This is a genomic window from Glaciecola sp. HA4-3, from assembly GCF_055693685.1.
In genome coordinates this window covers 2,334,247-2,350,931 of the sequence record NZ_CM146340.1, presented here as the reverse complement: position 1 = coordinate 2,350,931, position 16,685 = coordinate 2,334,247, and the positions used below count along the sequence as shown (strand labels likewise).

Here is a 16,685-nt window from a genome sequence, read left to right as displayed (position 1 = left end):
CCTTGAAGTTAATAATGTCAGTGTGTTAAAGCGTGTGTCTAATGAGTATGGTTTATCGTGTTAGTTCTTGGATAATATAATCGCCAACTTGTGAGGTTGATTTTGCAAGGTGGCGTTGATCAGCTTGCAATAGTTCAGCGGTTAATACGCCAGCACTAAGCGTTTGTAGAACCGCGTTTTCGATATCATCTGCCGCCTCTGTTAATCCTAAGCTATATCGCAATAGCATTGCAGCAGACAAAATCTGGGCTACAGGATTAGCAATGTTTTTGCCCGCAATATCCGGGGCAGAGCCGCCAGCCGGTTCATACATGCCAAATCCATCTTGGTTGATACTTGCAGAAGGTAACAGTCCCATAGAGCCGGTGATCATGGCACATTCATCGGAAATAATGTCGCCAAATAAATTTGAGCATAGTAGTACATCAAATTGACTAGGATTGGCAACCAATTGCATGGTCGCATTATCGATGTATATGTGCTCAAGCTCAACTTGCGGATATTCAAGTGCAACATCTTGGACAATCTCTCGCCAAAGCCTACTACATACCAGTACGTTGGCTTTATCGACAGACGTTACTTTACAACGACGAGTTTTAGCCGCTTCAAAAGCAGATATTGCGATTCGTCTAATTTCAGCTGCAGTATATCGCATGGTATCAAAAGCAACGCGCTCGTCGCCTTCGCCTTCCAATCCTTTTGGCTGGCCAAAGTAAATTCCAGAGGTAAGTTCGCGTACAACAAGTACATCTACATTATCTTGAGCAATATCCAGCCTTAAGGGGGACAAATGGGCTAAAGATTGATAGATTTTTGCTGGGCGTAAATTGCTAAACAAATCAAAGTGACTACGTAATTTTAACAATGCGGCTCTTTCGGGCCTTAACTCTAACGGTAGATTGTCCCACTTGGGTCCACCAATTGAGCCAAACAAAATAGCGTCAGACTTCTCACATGCATCAAGTGTTAGTTTTGGTAATGCTTCTGCACAAGTATCAATCGCATAGCCGCCAACAGGGAAGGGGTTTAACGAAAGGGTAAACTTATGTTTGTGACTAACTACATCCAAGACACGAATCGCTTGTTCCATGACTTCCGGTCCGATGCCGTCTCCAGCTAATACAGCAATTGTGTACGATTTCATTTTATCCCTGTTTCCTTATTTAATTTTTGTTGATCGATTTGGTCAGCAAGATGAGTGTTATTTAGTACAAAAATAAGTGATTTTACGCCGGCCTCGACAATATCAGTAGCTAGTCCAATTCCATTAAAGCGTCTAGCGTTGTATTCGACAACTACACTCACTTGACATAGAGCATCAGCGCCTTCGCCCTTAGAATCTAGTTTAAAATCTACAATCTCCAAGTCCTCTCCGCCAATAGCATCAATAATAGCGTTAAAGGCTGCATCGACAGGTCCATTGCCTGTTGAGGCTTTAGTGATTTCAAGCTCACCCACTTGTATGCTTACTGTTGCCGAAGGGATAATATTGTGGCCTGATGTTGCTTGCAGGAAATTAAGTTTGTAGTGTGCTTGTTCATGTTTTTGTTGGTCAAAAAACAATAAGGCCTCTAAGTCATAATCAAACACTTGACCTTTTTTGTCCGCTAAGCGCAAAAAAGAAGCATAAATATTGTCTAAGTCGTATTCGTCGTGGCCATAACCTAACTCTCCTAATCGATGCTTAATTACATGCCTACCAGAACGAGATGTTAGGTTAAGGACATTCTTATTAATCCCAACACTTTCAGGTGTCATAATTTCGTATGTGTTTTGTCCTTTCAATACACCATCTTGATGAATACCAGATGAATGACTAAACGCATTTGCACCTACAATTGCTTTGTTTGCTTGCACGGGCATATTACAAAGTTGACTAACAAGTTTTGACGCTTTGTGAATTTCTTGCGTATTGATTTGAGTACTTAGTCCAAGTTTTTGATAGCGTGTTTGTAGGGTCATCACGATTTCTTCTAACGAACAATTTCCCGCTCTTTCGCCGATACCGTTTATGGTACATTCGACTTGTCGCGCACCATTTTCAACTGCGCTTAATGAGTTGGCGACAGCAAGTCCTAAATCGTTATGACAGTGGACAGAAATAACCGCTTTATCGATATTGGGAACTCGATTAAATAATTGATTAATGATCCCACCAAACTCAGAGGGTATGGTATAGCCAACCGTATCTGGAATATTAACGGTAGTGGCGCCTGCATCGATTGCCGACTCTACCATTTTGCACAAATAGTCAATGTGCGTACGCCCCGCATCTTCACATGAAAATTCTATATCATCAGTATATTTTCCTGCGTGTTTAATAGCGTTTACTGCCATCTCAACCACTTCGTCTTGTGACTTTTTTAATTTTGTATCAACGTGAATATCCGAGGTGGCAATAAAAGTATGTATTCTAAACGCCTCTGCGACACTTAAAGCTTGTCCGCATGCGTCTATATCTTTTTCAAGCGCTCTTGCTAAGCCACATACCCGAGCTTGTTTGATCTGTTGCGCAATTAATTTAACTGAGTCAAAATCACCATAGGTGAAGACACAGGAAATCCGGCTTCAATTACGTCAACGCCTAATCGCTCTAGCATCAAGGCTATTTGAAGCTTTTCTCTTACATTTAAACTTGCAGCAAGTGCTTGTTCTCCATCACGCAAGGTAGTATCAAAAACAATGACCTGATTTTTCATATGTATCTATAGCCTTTTAGTGTGAGCGTTTTATTTTGGATAAAACGAAAAGCATTAAAAATTGACATAAAAAAACCCGTGCTAGGCACGGGTTTAGGAATTTTGCATTACATGCGCCCCGTGCTATTTATTAGCCAATAGGAGAAGCAGTAGAATAGAAATAGTGTTTTTTCTTAAATTGTGAGATAAATATTTCATAATTTTACTATTTCCGGTTGATTATGCATTGAATGTACCCTGCCAAGCAAAAGAGGTCAACCACAAATTACCAATTAAGCCATTTTATTAATAGTAAGCTGTTTTATCACTACACAGATAATGCTTCTTTCATCTCAAGCCTTCTTTGATGTAGTAGTGGTTCTGTATAACCATTAGGTTGTTGCGTGCCTAAGAAAATTAAATCCTTGGCAGCACAAAAGCCAATCGAGCGTTCTAATTCAGGTGACATAGGAATGTAGTCTGGATCATTTTGATTTTGTTCATCAACTAGCACGGCCATGCGCGCTAGAGACTCATTGACTTGTTCTTTGCTAATGATTTTATGATGTAACCAGTTAGCCAAATGTTGACTAGAAATGCGCAAGGTGGCTCTATCTTCCATCAAACCCACATTATTTATGTCAGGTACTTTTGAACAACCTATACCCTGATGAACCCATCGTACTACGTAGCCTAATATACCTTGAACATTATTATCTAGCTCTTGTTGGATGGTTTTTGTGTCTAAGCTTGTGCGATCTTCAAGCAAGGGAATCTGAAGAATAGTATCAATCCCGTTAAATTCTGATTGCATTTTTTGTTTTTGAATATCAAACACATCAACTTGATGATAATGCAAAGCGTGCAATGTTGCGCCAGTAGGTGATGGAACCCAAGCGGTATTTGCACCTGACTGAGGGTGAGCTATCTTAGTTTGTAACATAGATGCCATTTGGTCTGGAATTGGCCACATTCCTTTTCCAATTTGCGCTTTTCCAGACAAGCCGGATTTAAGACCTGTAATCACGTTTGCTGTTTCATACGCATTTATCCATGGCATTGTTTTTAGTTCAGCTTTAGGTGCAAATGCGCCTTTTAACATTGAAGTATGGATTTCATCTCCAGTCCTGTCCAAAAATCCGGTATTTATAAAGACGACTCTTTGCCTAGCTTCATAGATGCATGCCGCTAAATTAACACTTGTGCGACGCTCTTCATCCATAATGCCTACTTTTAGGGTATAGCGTGGTAACTCAAGCATATCTTCAATTTTGTCAAAAAGGTCATGGGTATATTTCACTTCCTCAGGCCCATGCATTTTAGGTTTTACTATATAAATACTTCCATTTACGCTGTTTTTGATTTGGGCATCAGCGTCTTTACGTAAGTCATACATGGCAATTACACTGGTGATAATGCCATCCATGATCCCCTCATAAACGGGTTTGTTGTTAAACAACATTGCATTATTAGTCATTAAATGTCCGACATTTCTGACAAACATTAGGCTTCTACCCGATAAGCGAAGCTCACCCCCTTCTGCGGATTTATAAAAGCGATCTACATTCATTTGACGCGTAATTGTTTTGCCTTGCTTGGACATATCAATGCTTAATGTACCTTGCATTAAGCCTAACCAATTTTTGTATACCAAGGTTTTGTCTTGGGCGTCGACTGCTGCAACCGAATCTTCGCAGTCCATTATCGTTGTGAGTGCTGACTCCACAAGCAGATCTTTAATATGTGCAGGGTCTGTTTTACCGATGTTGTCTTGGCGATCAATTTGAATCTCAACATGAAGATTATTGTGTTTAATTAAAATGCTACTCGGTTGGCTTTCTTCACCTTTAAAACCGACAAAACAATCAGGGGCTACAAGCTCAGTTTCGACATCTTGTCCGTTTTTATTGATGATAACAAGCAAAGTACCTTGCTTAATATAATAACGAACGCTGTTTTGGTGACTACCAATTTGCAAAGGAATGATGTGATCCAGTATTTCCCTAGCTTTATTAACTACAGCCGCTCCGCGTTTTGGATTATATTGCGCGGTCTTTGCTTGGCCTTCATTATCACTAATTACATCTGTCCCATACAAGGCGTCATATAAACTTCCCCAGCGAGCATTCACTGCATTTAACGCATACCTTGCATTATTAATAGGCACAACTAACTGTGCACCTGCAATTTTAGCAATTTCTTTATCAACATTTTGAGTGCTAATACTGAAAGGAGCAGGCTCAGGTTCTAAATAGCCAATTTCAGTTAAGAACGTTTTATATTCATCAAATGACGCTTTTGTACTGCGCTTATGAAAATCGTCAATCTTTGTCTGCAAGTGCTCTCTTTTTTGCAATAAAGCATCATTGATTGGTGTGAACTCATTTAGTATTTCTTCAATGCTTTCAAAAAAACGTTGCGGGTTAATGTTTAGACCTGTTAACACCTCACTGACGATGAAATCGTACATTTCTTGTGCGACTTGTAAATTACCTGTCTTAACATATTGAGTCATACTAATTACCTCGAGGTCTAGCGTATTGATAAAAAAGATCGCCGCACATTGCTCACAGCTGTTGGTCAGTGTAATTTTAAAGTAAGAAGATGTTTAGTGTATGCGAAGTATTTTTATCATTCACCAAATGAATAATGCTTACTTATGATACTTCTTGCATCTCATTGGCGACTTCTCCAATTAGTCGGCGTAACCAAATATGCCCTGCATCATGATGTAATAGAGCACTCCATGCCATCTTTAATGCAATTGGGGGAATGTCAAAAGGCGGCTCAACCACTTTTATGGAAGGATCATCTTTAAAAATGCGAGCTGCTTTGCTAGGGAGTGTAGCGATTAGGTTTTGTGTTTTTGCCATTTGCAGGGCAGCATGGTAGTGGCGCGTAAATACTCTTATGTCTCTTTGTTTGCCGAGCTTTGTTAACTCGGCGTCAACCCAACCCAGTTTTTGAACTTCTGTTGGATCTATTCCTACACCTACGCCAAACCCAGTCTTACTTACCCATATATGTTGGCCTTGCAGGTAGTCTTGTAAGGTAAAATTCTCTGCGCCTTTATGGTCTGCTCCTATCACACACGAAAAAGTATCATACCAAATAACCTTTTGATGAAAAGATAAGGGTAACTCTTCAAATCGATTGATTGCCATATCGACTTTTCCTTGCTCTACATCGTGAAAGGTCACATCACTAGGGGTAATCAAATCAAGCGTAATATTTGGTGCAAGGCTTGATAATTTACCAATTAATCCTAACAAAAGTGTAGATTCGGCATAATCACTCGTCATGATTCTAAACGTACGCGTGCTGGTGCTGGGTGAAAATTCAATTTCTGGTTGGATACTGGATTCTAAACGGCTAAGTACTTCTCTTATCACGGGTTGAAGCTCTAAGGCTCGCTTGGTCGGTGTCATACCATCGCTGGTGCGCACTAGTAAAGGATCTTTAAACAGGTCGCGTAAACGTTTCAGGCCGTTGCTCATAGCAGGTTGTGTGATACTTAACTGGTTGGCAGCACGAGTGACACTACCTTCTCGTAACAAAACATCTAAATAGACCAATAAGTTAAGATCAACCTTTGCAATATTCAATACTTACTCCAATGTAAAAGTGACAATCTGCTGACAAACGGTTTCGTATTATATAAAAAATTTTGATTAAATGAAGATGATCCATTAGTAGTATTAATATTATGACAAAAAAAACGCCCCGAAGGGCGCTGAACAAGAGCAATTGCTCCTAAAGGAGATCCTTTATTTTACGCAACAACATCAAATTGATTCATTGTGTTGTCGTCCCCTGAAGCCTTTAACGCTTGGTCGCCAGAGAAATATTCTTTATGGGTATCACCTAAGTCAGAACCCGCCATTGCTTGGTGTTTTACACATGCTAATCCTTGACGAATTTCTTGTCTTTGAACGCCTTTCACATAGGCAAGCATACCTTCGTCACCAAAATAACCTTTCGCTAAGTTATCGGTCGATAACGCTGCGGTGTGGTATGTCGGTAAAGTAATTAGGTGATGGAAAATACCAGCTTCTCTTGCCGCATCAGCTTGGAATGTGCGTACTTTATCATCAGCTTGAGCAGCAAGTTCGCTCGAATCAAATCGCTCTGACATTAGTGCATCACGGTCATATGCGCTAGTATCTTTGCCTTCTTCAACCCATTGATCAAAGACTTGTTGGCGGAAGTTTAAGGTCCAGTTGAATGAAGGAGAATTGTTGTACACCAATTTTGCATTTGGTACTTCTTCGCGGATTGCATTTACCATTTCAGCTATCTGACCTACATGAGGTTTTTCAGTTTCAATCCACAGCAAATCTGCGCCATTTTGTAGCGAGGTAATGCAGTCAAGTACAACTCTGTCAAATCCAGTATCAGGTTTAAACTTATACAAACCATTTGGTAAGCGAACAGGTTTAACTAACTTACCGTCAAGTTTCATTACTGTGTCGCCATCACTTAAGTCGTCAACAGAATTAACTGGGTTAGTTTCTAAAAATGCATTGTATTGCGCGGCTAAATCGTCTTCACTTTGAGACACTGGGATTTTTTGGGTCAAACCAGCACCTAAAGAATCAGTTCTTGCTACGATAACCCCATCATCTACACCTAATTCAAGGAAGGCATAACGCACGGCGTTTATTTTGGCTAAAAAGTCTTCGTGCGGAACCGTGACTTTTCCGTCTTGGTGGCCACACTGCTTGGCATCAGACACTTGGTTTTCTATCTGGATACAGCAAGCGCCAGCTTCAATCATTTTCTTGGCAAGCAGATATGTAGCTTCTTCATTACCAAAGCCTGCATCGATATCTGCAATAATAGGTACTACGTGGGATTCAAAATTGTCAATTTGTGCTTGAATACCTGCAGTATCTTGTCCATTTGCTTTTGCGTCATCTAATTGGTGAAATAAATCACCGAGTTCTCTTGCATCTGCTTGGCGTAAAAACGTGTATAGCTCTTCAATTAGTGCAGGGACGGTGGTTTTTTCATGCATCGATTGGTCAGGAAGCGGACCAAACTCAGAACGAAGTGCAGCAACCATCCAACCTGATAGGTACAAATAACTCTTTTTTGTGGTGCCTTGGTGTTTTTTGACAGCAAGCATCTTTTGTTGACCAATGAAGCCATGCCAACAACCTAAAGATTGCGTATATTGGCTTGAATCTGAATCGTAATCAGCCATGTCTTCACGCATTATGGCGGCAGTATATTTGGCGATATCCAAGCCAGTTGCAAATCTATTTTGCAGTTTCATTCGTGCTGCGTATTCTGGGCTGATGGCATTCCAAGGTGTACCTTGGCTCGCTTTTAAGGCTTCGATATTTTGAATCTCTTGTTGATACTGTGACATGGTGGTTTCCTCTTGTCTCTTGTCAATTACTTCACTTTACTGAGTGCTCAATCATCCTAATCAAAGTTTTTTGATAAATGAATCTTATTAAAGTAATTTTCATCATAAATCTTATGAATGTTTCTATCAGGTATGTAAATGGTTAAACACTAAAGCTAGGTAAATCAGAAACCTGTGTGTCATTTTTTATTTAGCTAAGCTGAGCAATATTTTGCGTAAACAGCTATAATTTAAACCATCGGTGTCACATTTGTGTCATGCTGACATGATGCACTGTCTATTATTTAGCTAATCGTGTTTATTGAGCATACAAAGCAGTACTATTTAGGATATTTATGGCGACTAAAAAATTACGTGATTATTTTTCTGTATTTCGTGTTTTATTGTTAATTTCAACAATACTGTTTGGCTTAAGTGCTTGTATTATTGTGGATGTTAATGACAGACCTCAACGAAATGTCGAAGTTGAAGACACCTTTGAGCAACAATCACCTGCTGCGCCTAAAAACATTATTATGGTGGTTGCAGATGGCATGGGACCGTCTTATGTTACCGCCTATAGAAACTTTATGGATGATCCTGCAACACCAGAGCATGAGTTAAGTCCTTTTGATTCAATCTTAGTAGGTACTGCTAGAACTTATCCACATCAACAGTCTGGTTTTATTACTGACTCAGCGGCAAGTGCAACTGCCTTATCAGCTGGCGTCAAGACATACAACGGCGCAATTGGTATGGATGTGAACAAACAGGCTGTCGAAACTATTTTACACCGAGCACGCAAGCTAGGCCTAAAGACAGGTTTAGCGGTAACATCCCATATTGTGCATGCAACACCTGCTGCATATATGGTCGCAAATGAAGCTAGGCGTAATTACACACAAATAGCAGATAGTTATTTCGACGATAGAATTGATGGAAAACATCTTGCCGATATCATGCTAGGTGCTGGCTGGGGCTATTTTATCCGAGAAGATCGCAATCTTGTTGAAGAATTTGTAGCACAAGGCTATCAATATATAGACACATATGAACAACTTGATAGCATCAATTCTGACACGCCTGTGCTAGGCCTTTTTGGTGATAATAATCTTCCATGGGCTTTAGATGATAGCGACCCAACACGCTTAGCGACCTTGACCAAAGCGATAGTGCCTTATTTAGAAAATGAAACTGGTTATTTCCTGCTAGTGGAGGCAAGCATGGTAGATTGGGCTGGCCATGCCAACGATATTGCAAATGCAATGGCTGAAATGCATGATTTAGCTAAAACAATCGAATACTTAAAGGCCTATCAGCAAAATCATCCTGAAACACTTGTCGTCATTACTGCTGACCATAGTACTGGCGGATTAACTGTTGCAAGTGAAATGGAATACCGTTGGAGTCCTGAGTTTATCAAAAATTTTTCATCGTCAATTCCTGAAATGGCAAGACTTATTAATGACCAGCCAGACAAGGGCGCGTTTGTATCACAGCAGTTTGGCTTCGCGTTAACTTCTGACGAAATTGACTTAGTGAATACCATCAATGATCAAATGGAATCAAGACCAATTCAAGCAGTTTTGAAATCCATTATTGATAAAAGGACCAACACTGGGTGGACAACCTCTGGTCACACCGGTGTAGACGTAAATGTTTATGCATTTGGTCCAGGCTCAGAAATGTTTCATGGAAACCTGAACAATACGGATATTGCGAAACATTTATTTACTTTGATAGAGCAAGCACATTAAGTCTATTGGAGCTAATATCCTGTTAGCTCCATAAAACCTTCGCCAGTGTGGGAACCTTCAACATCAATCATGCCTTCATAATAAGAAAATCTTGCAGGGTTAAATTGATCGGCTTTTACTGCCTTTGTGCTTATGTCAATACCATGGTCAGCGATGGTAATACGCCATTGGATTGGTACTGTGCGTTTTGATATTGAAGCGCTTTGCGTGGCGCGCAAATTAATATCATCTGCATGAAGTACTGTAGTATTGCCATTTTTGTCAATCAAAGTACCCGTCATAAAATCATCTTGACCGGTCAATCGCATGACAAAGGCCATCAACTTACTGCCATTATCAAAGTGAATTGAAAACCAATCCCACCCTTGTGTTTGCTCGTCTAATAACTGTGATGTCCATTCATGATCAAACCATGCTTTGCCTTGCACGGGTATCACTTCGTTATTTAAGGTGAGCTTACCTTCAACAGATATAAATGGTTGACTATAATAATGAGATGAGTGTTGGGCTTGAGGCGATTTAATGCTGTATCCTTGCTCGCCATGTAATACCGGTGGTTTTGGGCTTTGTAAATTAAGTGAAGCCAAAGCGATATTAGTAGGTGTTTGGTCCGTTTGGTTCACCGATGCTGCGGTAAAGCTCAAATTTGCGGGCAGTAATGAGGGAGTATCAGATGTCCATGTCCAATCATCAATAAACATAGCAAATGCTTGTTGTGGTGATGCTAAATTATCATCAACAGTAGGTACTCTTGCATTCCCTATTTTTTCTCGAGCAAAACGCTCACTGAACCAGTGGCTCTTGTCAGAGTGAATAGAAGCATGCCCCATATAGACTTGTCCGCTTTGCTAGGGATTAAGCATTTCATTAGCTGTATTAGGACTGCGAAAGCGAAAAAGTGTCCATTGAATTCCAAAACGTTGGCCCGTTGTAGATCTGACTATACTGGTTAAATACCACCATTCTATATCCATATTAGGATGCGCATAATAATCGCGAGGAAAGGCTAGCTCATAGTTTGGTGAAGCTTGCTCGCCAGAGCGTGCAATAAAGCTTGGATCAATCATACCATTTGCATCGCTAAGCTGCTGTCCGGCGAGACCGGTATAGGGTGTAAATATGATAAAAAACGAAACCATGATCTTCATCACTAAAGCTGTTAAGACCACCTCACTGAATGTACAAAAGCTTTTCATTATAAATGCCTGATATCGTCGATTAAAGGTTTTCGACTTTGCCTAATGATGGGAATAGAGATAACCACTAATACGACAAATAAGCTAGTTAGGTAGCTTGTCAAAATTTTAAACCAGTCTATCTGTAATGGGTATGTCCAATTGAATGCTTGATAGTTTATTTCGTAAATAAGTACCCAACTGAGCAATGCACCAAAAGGAGTAGCCACGATAAGTGCAACTAAACACAAGAGCAAATATTGGAACAAGCTAAGCAGATGCACTTTTATATTACTTATCCCTAAGCTTCGTAGCAGCATGTTGTGGGGCCGAGCATCATTCATCAAAACCAGCAAAGCACATGCAAGTGATATTGCAGCCACTAACAAGGTGACAATATTAAGGCCGTCTGTAATAACAAACGTTCGATCAAAACTATTGATTGAAAGTGCTAGTAAGTCTTGGGTGCTTATCAGGTTTTGCCCAATAGGGGCTCCTAGCTTATTCATCGCATCTTTAAATTTGGCTATTTTGTTGTCACTTGTATTGCTAAAGGCATATATGTTGGTTTTGCTACTAGTCTGACTTTGCTCAAATGCAACAAGCGGGAGTAAAACCTGAGTAAAAGGATTGCCATAATCATAATATATGCCTAGAACACGATAAGATTTGTTTTCCCCAATAAAAGGAAGGGCTAACATATCCGCAATTGAAATTTGGTGGGCGATAGCCATTTGCTGATTGATAAAAATACCCTTACCAGATGCATAGATGTCCCATAACGCTTGCTCCGATATAGTCTCGTCCTGCTGGTGAAAGTACATAGATGCTTGATATTCTTTGGTGCTGGGGAAGCTATATACCTGCAGTTTGCGCGAAGGTGTTTTTAACAATTCAGTATCAACTTGATATCGACTTTCGATTTCAAACCTAGGCACGACGCTCATGTCGATATTATTGGTGTCCAGCAAGACCTCAAAGTCCGTGTCGTTTTCATAAAACAGGTAATAATCAGCGACCAAGCGCTGCTCGAGCCAAGTTTGCGTTGCATTTCTAAAGCTATCGACCATGAGGTTCATACCAATATTACTAGTGACGGCGATGAAAAACGCGCAACAGGCTATTTTTGTCTTGTGGGAAAGCGCTAAAGATTTTAAAACACTGACTTTCAATAGGCTAAAACGGGATGGCACAAGCCGCGAAATTATTTGTAATACACTTGGAAACAAGGCCAATAAGACACAACAGCCTGATAGAATAAGTAAACCAGTAGCAATAAGTGTCCATCCTAATAAATTACTATAGGCAAAGATAATTAGTACGCAGGCGCATAGTAATATGGCCAGTGAAAAATAGAGTAATGATAAGCGATAGGTAGTGCTAGATTGTATATTGAGTGTTCTACTGGCAAGCGATTTATTCAATTGCCGTATTGGGTGAGCACTTGCTAAAAGTACCCCTATAATACAAATTAAATAAACCTTGATGTATAGGCTGATAATATTGGTTTTACCAAAGCCTACTTGTACTTGATATAGGCCTTCAAGTGTGGCTTGAATGCTAGGAGATGCCAGTAATGCAAGCCTTAAGCCTAAAAATACCCCGATAAGTGATGCAAAAGCGGCAAGAAGAGTCAGCTCCACAAGTTGAGTTAACACAATTTGGCGTCGGGAAATCCCTAATTGTCGACATACTTTTAGCCATGTCATGCGTTGATTGATAAGAAGATTACATGCATTTAGTACGATAAACAGGCAAACGGTGAACATTAGTAAGGCCATAGCCAACAAGTTTAAATGAAAGCTACTAGTAAGGTCATTGTCATCTTGAGATATTCGGCTTAATGTCAGATGCTTTGGTAGTATTTGTTCAAGTTGTTGAAGCATTTGATTAGATATCTCACCAATAAGAAATATAGTGGTGATGTTTGCATCAGGAAATAGGGTATAAAACTGGGCAATATCCATCACCATATCGTTGCCAAGAGAAGCTGCTTCGATGGGGGCAATAGTTGGGATAACGCGAAATGTACCCTCTTTGGTCTTGAGCTGATAAGTAGGTGCTTGCGCAATCTTAGCGCAGGTATCTTGAGACTCATCAAACAATTGCTGCAGTAGTTGAGGGTGTGCAAATATATTTGCATTTTCAGCTGTGCTAAATGCAAGGGATTCAATTGCTAAGCTTGATTGAGAAGAGTTATTAGTTGCGCGCTTAGTGTTTTGTTGTGACGATAGCAATGCCAATGAATCAAGGCCTGTAACTTGAATGCGACGTGTGCTAATGCGTTTATCACAGCTATAAATATTAACCCGAGTTTGGCTCACTGCAATGCTTTGCGTAAATCCAGCGCGTCTTAACATCGCATAATCACTTAGTGTAATCGTGTCGGCTGCTGCAGCAGGCTTGATTGTGTATGAGATATTGTCTACTAAAAATTGTTGCTTGCTGGTGTAACTTTGTTTTGCGCTTTGATTAATAATTAATACAGCAGATAAGCCAGCACTTGCGACGATAAGCGCGAAAACCAACATTGATAAATTAAACAGCTGATGTCGGTAGCTTGATAGTAAAACGCTAGCAAATAAAAAGTGTCTATTTATCGATGTAAGTGTATATCTCATAAGAGATCAAGTTTACCGTCGTAAAGTTGATATTGTTTATCAGCAAGTTCTGCCACTGAAGGGCTGTGCGTTACGATGATGAGACCTGCATCATGTTTTTTACAGACATCAAATAGCATTTTGGCCACAAATTTTGAAGTCTTAAGGTCAAGGTTGCCGGTGGGTTCATCTGCTAATACTATGGACGGTCTATGTGCAAGTGCTCTGGCGATTGCTACTCGCTGTTGCTCGCCACCAGAGAGCTGATGAGGCAACTTTTTATGATGGTGTTTTATTTCTAAAGTGTCCATTAAACTGTCGATATAACGTTTGTCGAGTGCAATATCATTTTGTAAGCGGGCCGGAAGCACTATGTTGTCAAAAACATTAATACAGTCGATAAGATTATATTTTTGAAACACTAAACCTAAATGGGTCTTACGATATTGATTCGCTTGGTACTCCGACAAATCATGCAGTGCATATTGCATATTATTATTGTCGGTAAATAATATTTCGCCGCTATCGGGATTATCAAGTGTTGCTAAAACATGAAGTAAGGTCGATTTCCCACATCCTGATGCGCCTTGTATGGATGCACTTTCACCTTTGGCTAAATGAAATTCCAAGTCATTCAAAATACTTTTGGTTTGCTTGGCTTCTGTGTAAGTCTTGTGAAGACCAGTAACCTTGATCATATAGAAAGCTTAATAAAGATGATGTTTTATCGTTGTTATTTAATACTTTCGCAGCTTAATTTCAGCTCATTATATCGCTTTGCTATTCGCTTTATTCTTTCACTTTTAGCGTAGCGCTTGCTTGACCAGTAATAATGTCAATAAGTAAGAAAAACAAACCGGCCGATAATGCGTTTCCTGAGACCTTATTGCGTAAATTACTTGCGCTTAATATAACAGACTGTTTTTCTAAGCGTTTAACAAGTTCATCGTAGGTGATTTCGTGCTCTAACATAAGCATTTTTATTTTTAAACTAGATGCTTTTGCATAAGGCAAAATTGACTTCTTGTTCTCTACGCTTATGTTAACCTGTGTATGATTGCTTGTTGGCATCTAAAACCTCTTATCTAGTCGCTTGATCAGAAAACTGAAGCTAGTAAGTGTAGTATAGACATGTAACAGCAATTTATTCAATACAAATGTAACAAATAAAGGCTAAATGCAATTTATTTTTATAATTTGCAATAAATATGTTGCAATTTAACGATTGTGTAATACTATGTGTGTAATACAAACCAAAAGTAAACCGCTTTTTAATGGAGATAAACATGACTACAAAGCGTGAACAAATCCTTGCAATGATGAATGAGCAAATTAATTTCACTGCAGAGTTGGAGGGAGATTGTATCAGTATCTCCAACGACGAAGGCGTTGATGCGTTTTTGGTAGTAGGAGACCAGCAAATTGTTGTTGAAACAGTGTTGTTTCCTGTATCCGCTGTAAAAGATATCGCTGCTTTAGATGCAGAAATTTTGCGCACTCATCGATTAGTGCCACTTTCTACATTAGCAGTATCTCAAATCGGTGATGAAGAGTACTACGTCGCTTTCGGTGCGTTATCAACTGACAGTAAAGACGAAGTAATAGTTGAAGAGGTAGAGGCATTGTTTGCTAATGTCCCTGAGTTTTTAGAGTTGTACACAGAACACTTGAGTTAATTGGAGATAAATTATGAGTTTAGGTAGATTATGGACGGCGTTAAAAGGCCACACAAACAAGTCACTTGAAGATGCAGCTGATTCGCAAGCTTTAACGATTCTTGATCAACAAATCAGAGAAGCAAAGCAAGAAATTCAGCAATGTGGACAAAGCCTTCATGCAATTGCTGCTAAGAGAAAGCTATCACAAAACAAAGTCCAATCTTTGCAAGCTGATATCGATAAATATAGTGAAAGCGCCGCGCAGCATGCTGAAACCAATCGAGAACTAGCGCTAGAATGTGCACAACGAGTCGGTGAGCTCGATTCACTAAAAGTCAGCGAACAAAGTATCCTTGATAGCTACATCAAAAATGAAAATACCCTGAAGTCGAATTTAGCTACTGCTAAAAATAATCTTCGTATGCTTGAGCAACAAGTTGACCAAGTTAAAGCCACGCAAGCGGTTCAAAAGGCCCAAGTTGCCGCTTCAACGCATTTTGATGGTGGTAATAGCAAAGTGAAAACAGCCTTAGATAGCCTTGAGCGTATTAAACAAAAGCAAGCTGAAAAAGATGCTGCTATTGAAGCTGCTTCTGAACTAGCAGAGTTGGAGACTGGCAACGACTTGGACGCAAAACTTCGCTCTGCCGGCGGCGGCTCCGGCTCCAGTGAGGATATGCTTGCTAAGATACTTGCGGGTAAAAAATAACTGCTAGTCACTTGTTCTGCAAACCTGTAATGTTGATGCGTTGATTTTCCAACGCATCAACTTTTAGGAAGACATGAATGTTTAATATATTTAAAAAGAAACCATCCCAACAGATTATCCTGCAAAAGCCTGAAATAATGGGCTTGTGCGTAGGTTCTAGTTTTGACCTAGACAAACTCGCGTTCCAACTTATTCTAAAAGAACTATTAATCCATGATGTGGCTGACACTCAGCTCATTCAAGCTGCAGGTCAAGTTGACTTGGGCTCAACAAATCTATTACGTTTTTATACTGATGATGAAGCCTTAGTTACAGGTAGTTTGTGAAGGTGGAAGCGCGGAAGAAAACATTGTCGATGTAACTCTTTTTCATTATTTTGATACCTTGCATGTTAATAAATCTCAATGGGAAGAGTTATTAACGACAAAAATAGGGATGCCTACTTACACACTGGAAGGCTATGAATACAAACGTGTATGGACTAGTGCTGATGATTATCATCCCCCTGTTGCCATGCAAGAAGAGACATTTGATGATAGCAATGAGGTGAGTAAAACTGATCAATTTGTGATGCTTTTTGAAAGAGAACTTAGCGATGGCTCATTTGAACAGCTATACTTGTCAGCAGAAGAATCGCTAAATGAACAAAACCAACTTGAACAAAGCTTGGTGATCAGTACTGGCGTAAAACTCTCTCCCACTCAAATAAGGGTCAACGGCTAGGGTTAATATTCACAATAATAATATTTAAAGAG

The 16,685-nt window shown here is 39.8% G+C and carries 13 protein-coding genes and 2 pseudogenes; 5 read left to right on the top strand and 10 right to left on the bottom strand.

Going from position 1 to position 16,685, the window contains the following annotated elements; genetic code table 11:
- Positions 1–52 precede the first annotated feature (52 nt).
- The 5 genes and pseudogenes from leuB to ACZ1G6_RS11205 all read right to left on the bottom strand — a co-directional run bounded on the left by leuB (position 53) and on the right by ACZ1G6_RS11205 (position 8,052).
- On the bottom strand, positions 53–1,144 hold the full coding sequence (gene leuB, locus ACZ1G6_RS11225) for a 3-isopropylmalate dehydrogenase (RefSeq protein WP_472616375.1): 1,092 nt from the start codon (positions 1,142–1,144) through the stop codon (positions 53–55).
- Positions 1,141–2,699, bottom strand: a pseudogene (gene leuA, locus ACZ1G6_RS11220) (2-isopropylmalate synthase). The gene leuB and the pseudogene leuA overlap by 4 nt, the downstream one beginning before the upstream one ends.
- A 307-nt stretch (positions 2,700–3,006) precedes the next feature.
- Complete coding sequence (locus ACZ1G6_RS11215; RefSeq protein ID WP_472616374.1) at positions 3,007–5,193, bottom strand: malate synthase G; 2,187 nt, start codon at positions 5,191–5,193, stop codon at positions 3,007–3,009.
- 142 nt (positions 5,194–5,335) lie between these two features.
- Entirely contained in the window at positions 5,336–6,283 is a 948-nt protein-coding gene (locus ACZ1G6_RS11210; RefSeq protein WP_472616373.1) for a LysR family transcriptional regulator, read from the bottom strand.
- 167 nt (positions 6,284–6,450) lie between these two features.
- Entirely contained in the window at positions 6,451–8,052 is a 1,602-nt protein-coding gene (locus ACZ1G6_RS11205) for an isocitrate lyase (RefSeq protein WP_472616372.1), read from the bottom strand.
- 335 nt (positions 8,053–8,387) lie between these two features.
- On the opposite strand from ACZ1G6_RS11205, the gene ACZ1G6_RS11200 reads away from it, so the two are divergent.
- Positions 8,388–9,788 (top strand): alkaline phosphatase, encoded by a 1,401-nt coding sequence (locus ACZ1G6_RS11200; RefSeq protein WP_472616371.1) that lies wholly within the window; start codon positions 8,388–8,390, stop codon positions 9,786–9,788.
- Between the two features lie 11 nt (positions 9,789–9,799).
- On the opposite strand, the gene ACZ1G6_RS11195 is transcribed toward ACZ1G6_RS11200, so the two are convergent.
- From ACZ1G6_RS11195 to ACZ1G6_RS11175, 5 genes and pseudogenes are all read right to left on the bottom strand, one after another.
- Positions 9,800–10,216 carry a lipocalin family protein gene (locus ACZ1G6_RS11195; RefSeq protein WP_472618978.1) on the bottom strand — a complete coding sequence of 139 codons (417 nt, stop codon included), beginning with the start codon at positions 10,214–10,216 and terminating at the stop codon, positions 9,800–9,802.
- A pseudogene (locus ACZ1G6_RS11190) lies at positions 10,190–10,762 on the bottom strand (lipocalin-like domain-containing protein); the annotation flags it as partial. The gene ACZ1G6_RS11195 and the pseudogene ACZ1G6_RS11190, both read right to left, overlap by 27 nt.
- A 221-nt stretch (positions 10,763–10,983) precedes the next feature.
- Complete coding sequence (locus tag ACZ1G6_RS11185) at positions 10,984–13,584, bottom strand: FtsX-like permease family protein (RefSeq protein WP_472616370.1); 2,601 nt, start codon at positions 13,582–13,584, stop codon at positions 10,984–10,986.
- Positions 13,581–14,261 carry an ABC transporter ATP-binding protein gene (locus ACZ1G6_RS11180; protein WP_472616369.1) on the bottom strand — a complete coding sequence of 227 codons (681 nt, stop codon included), beginning with the start codon at positions 14,259–14,261 and terminating at the stop codon, positions 13,581–13,583. Before ACZ1G6_RS11180 ends, ACZ1G6_RS11185 begins: the two co-directional genes overlap by 4 nt.
- 91 nt (positions 14,262–14,352) lie before the next feature.
- Positions 14,353–14,634, bottom strand: a complete 282-nt coding sequence (locus ACZ1G6_RS11175; protein WP_472616368.1) for a DUF6471 domain-containing protein — start codon at positions 14,632–14,634, stop codon at positions 14,353–14,355.
- Positions 14,635–14,849: 215 nt separating this feature from the next.
- On the opposite strand from ACZ1G6_RS11175, the gene ACZ1G6_RS11170 reads away from it, so the two are divergent.
- From ACZ1G6_RS11170 to ACZ1G6_RS11155, 4 genes are all read left to right on the top strand, one after another.
- Positions 14,850–15,239: a DUF2170 family protein gene (locus ACZ1G6_RS11170; protein ID WP_472616367.1), complete on the top strand. Its 390-nt coding sequence runs from the start codon at positions 14,850–14,852 to the stop codon at positions 15,237–15,239.
- A gap of 13 nt (positions 15,240–15,252) precedes the next feature.
- Positions 15,253–15,930, top strand: coding sequence for a PspA/IM30 family protein (locus ACZ1G6_RS11165; RefSeq protein ID WP_472616366.1), 678 nt, complete (start codon positions 15,253–15,255; stop codon positions 15,928–15,930).
- 77 nt (positions 15,931–16,007) lie between these two features.
- The gene (locus ACZ1G6_RS11160) at positions 16,008–16,256 is read left to right on the top strand and encodes a DUF2491 family protein (RefSeq protein ID WP_472616365.1); all 249 of its coding nucleotides are present in this window, start codon (positions 16,008–16,010) and stop codon (positions 16,254–16,256) included.
- A 22-nt stretch (positions 16,257–16,278) separates the two neighbouring features.
- Positions 16,279–16,653, top strand: coding sequence for a DUF2491 family protein (locus ACZ1G6_RS11155; RefSeq protein ID WP_472618977.1), 375 nt, complete (start codon positions 16,279–16,281; stop codon positions 16,651–16,653).
- Positions 16,654–16,685: the final 32 nt, after the last annotated feature.